This is a genomic window from Candidatus Cloacimonadota bacterium, from assembly GCA_011372345.1.
Lineage (GTDB): Bacteria > Cloacimonadota > Cloacimonadia > Cloacimonadales > TCS61 > DRTC01.
In genome coordinates, this window is record DRTC01000675.1 from 1 (window position 1) to 5,587 (window position 5,587).

Annotated in this window: 8 protein-coding genes and 1 pseudogene; 4 read left to right on the forward strand and 5 right to left on the reverse strand. The window is 33.5% G+C overall.

The features are described 5' to 3' along the window. From ENL20_12925 to ENL20_12935, 3 genes are all read left to right on the forward strand, one after another. The coding region (locus ENL20_12925; protein ID HHE39452.1) for a GxxExxY protein at positions 1-256 on the forward strand (256 nt) is incomplete at its 5' end. Between the two features lie 43 nt (positions 257-299). Then, the gene (locus tag ENL20_12930; protein ID HHE39453.1) at positions 300-1,622 is read left to right on the forward strand and encodes a methylenetetrahydrofolate--tRNA-(uracil(54)-C(5))-methyltransferase (FADH(2)-oxidizing) TrmFO; all 1,323 of its coding nucleotides are present in this window, start codon (positions 300-302) and stop codon (positions 1,620-1,622) included. A gap of 264 nt (positions 1,623-1,886) precedes the next feature. Next, complete coding sequence (locus ENL20_12935) at positions 1,887-2,087, forward strand: cold-shock protein (GenBank protein HHE39454.1); 201 nt, start codon at positions 1,887-1,889, stop codon at positions 2,085-2,087. A gap of 88 nt (positions 2,088-2,175) precedes the next feature. On the opposite strand, the pseudogene ENL20_12940 reads toward ENL20_12935, so the two are convergent. The 3 genes and pseudogenes from ENL20_12940 to ENL20_12950 form a co-directional block, all read right to left on the reverse strand. Then, a pseudogene (locus ENL20_12940) lies at positions 2,176-2,504 on the reverse strand (DUF86 domain-containing protein). Beyond that, on the reverse strand, positions 2,494-2,802 hold the full coding sequence (locus tag ENL20_12945) for a nucleotidyltransferase domain-containing protein (protein HHE39455.1): 309 nt from the start codon (positions 2,800-2,802) through the stop codon (positions 2,494-2,496). Before ENL20_12945 ends, ENL20_12940 begins: the two are co-directional and overlap by 11 nt. A gap of 86 nt (positions 2,803-2,888) precedes the next feature. Continuing rightward, positions 2,889-3,692, reverse strand: coding sequence for a beta-ureidopropionase (locus ENL20_12950; protein HHE39456.1), 804 nt, complete (start codon positions 3,690-3,692; stop codon positions 2,889-2,891). Between the two features lie 76 nt (positions 3,693-3,768). On the opposite strand from ENL20_12950, the gene ENL20_12955 reads away from it, so the two are divergent. Beyond that, positions 3,769-4,674 (forward strand): DUF1295 domain-containing protein, encoded by a 906-nt coding sequence (locus ENL20_12955; protein ID HHE39457.1) that lies wholly within the window; start codon positions 3,769-3,771, stop codon positions 4,672-4,674. Here the strand turns inward: ENL20_12955 and ENL20_12960 are convergent. Beyond that, positions 4,618-4,821: a hypothetical protein gene (locus ENL20_12960; protein HHE39458.1), complete on the reverse strand. Its 204-nt coding sequence runs from the start codon at positions 4,819-4,821 to the stop codon at positions 4,618-4,620. The two genes, ENL20_12955 and ENL20_12960, sit on opposite strands and share 57 nt — an antisense overlap. A 73-nt stretch (positions 4,822-4,894) precedes the next feature. Continuing rightward, complete coding sequence (gene pgeF / locus ENL20_12965) at positions 4,895-5,587, reverse strand: peptidoglycan editing factor PgeF (protein ID HHE39459.1); 693 nt, start codon at positions 5,585-5,587, stop codon at positions 4,895-4,897.

The following is a 5,587-nucleotide window of genomic DNA, read 5'->3' on the forward strand; positions in this document are numbered from 1 at the left end:
ATTGGAATTATCAGGTTATGACATTAAACAACAATTTCCTGTTCCAGTTTATTTCATTGATAAAGTTAAGATTGGAGATTATTTTGCCGATTTAATCGTTGAGGACAAGATCATTATCGAATTGAAAACAGTTTCAACAATAGACAAAATTCACTTCGCTCAAGTTAAGAATTATCTGAAAGCAACTGATTTGAGACTCGGATTACTCATAAATTTTAGAGCATCCCAACTTCAATTTAAAAGAGTCATATTATAATGCTTTTCAGTGTTTTCAGTGATTTTCGGTGTTTAATAAATAAATGAAAAAGATAAAAATAGTCGGTGCCGGACTTGCCGGTTCGGAAGCGGCTTTACAACTTGCTGATGCCGGTTGGAAAGTCGATCTTTATGAAATGCGTCCAAAAGTTCAGACTCCAGCACATCAAACCGGAAATTTTGCAGAACTTGTTTGCAGTAATTCTCTAAAATCAAAATTGATCACAACTGCTTCCGGACTCCTGAAAGAAGAGATGAAGATTCTCGGTTGTAAATTGATTCCAATCGCTGAAAAATATAGTGTTCCGGCAGGAAACGCTTTAGCGATTGATAGAAAATTATTTGGAAGAAAAGTTACTGAAATTATGGAATCTCATCCGAATATAACTATTCTTCGAGAAGAAATTACGGAACTAAATGATGATTTGTCAATTGTCGCGACAGGACCCTTAACTTCCGAAAAGCTGACTAAAAATCTCTCTAAAATAATTGGGAATGATTATCTTTATTTTTTTGATGCGATCGCTCCCGTAATTTCTGCTGATAGTATCGATAGAAATATTGTTTATAGGAAAACTCGTTATGATAAAGGAGAAGCAGATTACCTTAATTGTCCTTTTTCCAAAGAAGAGTATTTTCGATTTATTGAAGAACTGAACAAAGCTGAAAAACACACAGTGCACGAATTTGAAACAGAATTTTTCTCAAATATAAAATTCCAATTTTATGAAAACTGTACTCCCATTGAAGAACTTGCGAGACGAGGAAAAGATACTCTTCGTTTCGGGGTGATGAAACCGGTTGGTTTAGAAATTCCAAAAACAGGAAAACGACCTTTTGCAGTTATACAACTTCGAGCAGAAAATAAAGACAGAACTGCTTTTAATCTTGTCGGTTGTCAGACAATGCTGAAATATGGAGAGCAGAAGAGGATTTTCCGCAAAATTCCCGGAATGGAAAATGCTGAATTCCTTCGTTTCGGTTCGATCCATCGTAACACTTATTTGAATAGTCCCAGAATTTTGAATAAAAATCTATCTTTGAAAAAAAAACCGAATATTTTTATTGCGGGACAACTTTCCGGTGTGGAAGGTTATGCGGAATCGATCTGGAGCGGATTGATCGTTTCTAAAATTATCAAAAAAACACTTAAATCAAGTCTGCTGTTTAACTCAAACTTTTTACCGGAAACGACAATTTCAGGACAACTTTATAGCTATCTGACTACTGAAACCAAAAACTTCCAGCCCATGAATGCGAATTTCGGTTTGCTTCCTGAACTTGGAGAGAAAATCAAGGATAAGAAGCTGAAAAAGGAAAGATTAGCAGAGAGGGCGATTGCAGATTTGAAAACAATCTATAATTAAAATCTATAATTAAAATCTATAATTAAGATAGACAATCGAATGTTTTGATATTTAATCAATGGTAAATAATAACATCGATTGTATTTTCATCTTAGATTCACATCCTAAAATCATTGAAAACAAGCATTTCGTATCCGTTTAAATTTTTTATTTGACATTAAATCAGCTAAAAAACTTATGGCTTCGTGATCTAATAATAAATTATTTCACAAGGAATTTTTCCTTTTATAAAGGATTTGTTCCAAAAAAAATAGGAGTAGAAGTATGGCTGAAGGTACAGTAAAGTGGTTTAACGAAAAAAAAGGTTTCGGATTCATTTCTTGTGAAGACGGAAAAGATTATTTCGTTCATCACTCAAGTATTGAGGGTGATGGTTTTAAATCACTTGCAGAAGGTGCAAAAGTACAGTTTGAAGTTGAAACAACTGACAAAGGTCCAAGGGCTGTCAAAGTTTCTTTAATATAACGTATTTGTACATCTTAAAAAAGAAGCTCGATCAATTTTGATCGAGCTTTTTTTATGGGTGCTATTCTGAAATTGATATCCTTTTTTACTAATCTAATATTTTTTTAATTTCATTTAATAATTTGGGAATGTGATTTTTTTCATAATTGCCCAAATAATCTCATCATCGATGTTGTTGTAAGCATGAATAATTCTATTTCGTAAAGCAATTATCTGTTTACTATTAGGTAATTCCTTATTCTCAATTTTTCTATAATTATTAACTGCTTCTCCAATAATCCCAAGTTGCCGTTCAACAGCACATTTAGTTTTCATATCTTGTTGATATTCATAAAAATTGTTTGTTTGAACAAAATCTTCTTTCAAAGATATTGCATGTTTTATATCGAATAAATATTTCCTTGAATCAGGCTTCATATATTAACTCTTTTGTTTGATCAATTCCGTTCTGCAAATATGGATTTCTTACTTTAATTTTTGAAAGCAGATCTACTTTTCTCTGAAATAACAACTCAAATTTTTCCCATAAACCCATTAAAGTCTCACCTTTTTTTAGAGGATCCATTGGTTTCAATTCCACGATCAGATCAATGTCACTTTCGTGTTCATTAAATGTGTTTGTTGATGAAGAACCGAAAATATAAAGTTTTTTTATATTATAATCTTCACAGATCAGTTGAATTTTTTCTAATCTTTGTTTAATATATTTATGCATTTCTTATCCCTACATATGATAAGGAAATAAAATTGTTTAAAATAATCAAGTATAAAACTATAAAATTTCCTAATTCATATAAATTTCTATCCATAATATTCAGGTATTCTATCCGTGATCACATTATTCCATTCTGTAATATTTTTATTATCAGCGAATTGAGGTACAATTTCTGTGATAAAAATCGTTTCTTCATCTTCGTTAAGCCTTTTTAAGAGCTCGCCTTTATTGGAAACAACCTGACTCATTCCCGTGAAATGTAATTCTTTTTCTCCATTCTTTTCCAATCCGGTTCGATTCGTCGTGATCGTGAAAACCTGGTTTTCGATGGAACGGGTGATCATTGCCTGCTGGCAAAACGGAAGAACCAGATTAGAAGGATGAGCGATTATTTGAGCATCTTTAAGTGATAAAGAACGAGCTGCTTCCGGGAAAATCCAATCAAAACAGACCATCAAACCGAGTTTAATCCCATTTTTCGCGTTGAACACATTAAATCCCAAATTTCCAACCTCAAACCATTTCTTCTCCTCACAAAAAAGATGGATCTTTCGATATACAAAAATATTCCCATCAGGATTGATCAGCATACAGGAATTGAATAATTTTCCATCATCAATTTCAGCAAATCCAACTACATAGCTGCAGTTATTATCAGAAGCCAATTCCCTGAATAATTTTCCGGTCGGACCGTTTTCAGCTGATTCACTGACCTTCTTAACTTCTTCGATCCTGTTGAAAACATATCCGCAAGTTGCCAGTTCTGGAAGAACGATCAGGTCTGCTTTTATTCCTGATAACATTTTTTCCATTTTTTTTAGATTATGTTCTATATCAAACAACTTTGGTTGGAACTGACAAACACCGATTTTATACTTCTGATCTTTCATAGAAAACTCCTAAATTTTTTGTTAAATTTTATTTCAATTTGAAACTGTCAAATGAAATGAAGATAAATAATCTCTGATGAAAAGGAGCAATATTCATAATGATTGTTTTTTTGAACTTAACTCCATCTCTCAAATGCCGGATAAAGTCAAGTCTCTTTATGTTCTTTACATTTATTTTGCTTTATTAGCAACCACAAAAACTTTTATTTTACAAAAAAACAATGAAATAATTTATGAACTCATGGCTTTAAAAAATGAATTAAGAAATCAGGGAGACTGGCTTTTTAAACATCGCAGTTATCTTCCGCTCCTGCTTTTACCGTTGGTTATTCTGGGAGTTCTGACCGGCAGTTTCTTACCGGAAAATAGATTAGTTGAAATGATTTTCACCAAATTCTGCCTGCTGGTTTCCTTTCTTGGACTTGCAGTCAGGATCATAACGATCGGGCATGTTCCGAGAAGGACTTCGGGCAGGAATACTCAAAATCAAATCGCAGATTCTTTGAATACAACCGGAATTTATTCAGTTGTTCGGCATCCTCTTTATCTCGGGAATTTCCTGATGTGGCTGGGGATTATTTTATTCGTGCAATCCTGGTGGCTACTCTTTATTTTCTGTCTTCTTTATTGGATCTATTATGAGAGAATTATGTATGCGGAAGAATCATTTTTGCAAGAGAAGTTCGGAGAAGATTATTTTAACTGGTCAGAAAAAACTCCACCCTTTTTCCCGAATTTCAGAAAATGGAAAAAGTCTGAATTGGATTTCTCGCTTCGTAAAGTATTGAGAATGGAATATTCCGGATTTTTCGGAATGATTTGCTGTTTTGTTTTCCTGCATATTTTTCGGAATTTTATAGAAACCGGCAGGTTTGAGGTTTCGAATTGCTGGCTGGGAATTTTTATTTTTTCTCTGCTGGCTTATTTAGTTTTGAGATTTCTCAAAAAGAAAACAAAAGTGCTGAATGTTGCAGGAAGATAAGATGGGAAATATTAAATCGGTTTCATCCGGATCAAAAGCATACTTGATCACATTCAAACAGGTTTCTTCGACGGCAAGTTGCAGTTGTTTTATCTGCTTTTCTTCCAATCCCGCTTTTTTGGAAATGCTTCCAACCAGATCGATAATAGTTGAAAGATACTAGGGTTCTGCCTGGATTTTGATACTGGTGATTGTTTGGTATTTCATTGATTTTCTAATATTAAATATCTTTATTGAGCATTCCAATCAACGAAATCTGCCTTCCTTTCAGTTCATCTCTTCGATAAGAAAAATAGTTCTCATCCTCGAAAGTGCAGATGTCGATATTCTCGATATTTTTGAGAGAAATTCCTGCTTCTTTCAGTTGATGAAGCAGAACTTTTTTAATATTCAGAAAGGAAAATTGCTGCTCGATTCCGGTTGAATTCACAAAATTTACAAAAGTGTTTTGATCAACTTCATAACATTTTTCACAAATCGATGGACCGAGTTTCACTAAAATATTTTCGGGGTTTGATTTGAAATTTTTCATCAATATTTTCAGAGTTTCTCGAACAATATTTTTCCGTGTTCCTTCTCTCCCTGAATGAACGACAGCAATTACTTTTATGATCGGATCGAACATCAAGATCGGAACGCAATCTGCTGTTTTGATGGCAAGGAAAATGTTCTTTTCATTTGTTATCAAAGCATCGACAGCAGGAATTGGAGTTTGGGTAATTCCGGCTCCGATATCATTTTGACTTACGATTTGAACTGAATTTCCATGGATTTGTTCAGCCAATACGATTTGAGAAGCAGGAATTACAAATCCATCGATCTTGATTTGGTCATTTTTCTTGAGTTCGGACAAACTCAAATCCTTATTTCCGAAATGATGGAAAATTCCACTACCATTTTCTCTTTCCCAAAT

Bases quoted from the DNA above. Each gene is read 5' to 3' on its own strand.
- ENL20_12930 (HHE39453.1), top strand. From the start codon at position 300: ATGAAAAAGATAAAAATAGTCGGTGCCGGACTTGCCGGTTCGGAAGCG.
- ENL20_12935 (HHE39454.1), top strand. From the start codon at position 1,887: ATGGCTGAAGGTACAGTAAAGTGGTTTAACGAAAAAAAAGGTTTCGGA.
- ENL20_12945 (HHE39455.1), bottom strand. From the start codon at position 2,802: ATGCATAAATATATTAAACAAAGATTAGAAAAAATTCAACTGATCTGT.
- ENL20_12950 (HHE39456.1), bottom strand. From the start codon at position 3,692: ATGAAAGATCAGAAGTATAAAATCGGTGTTTGTCAGTTCCAACCAAAG.
- ENL20_12955 (HHE39457.1), top strand. From the start codon at position 3,769: ATGAAAAGGAGCAATATTCATAATGATTGTTTTTTTGAACTTAACTCC.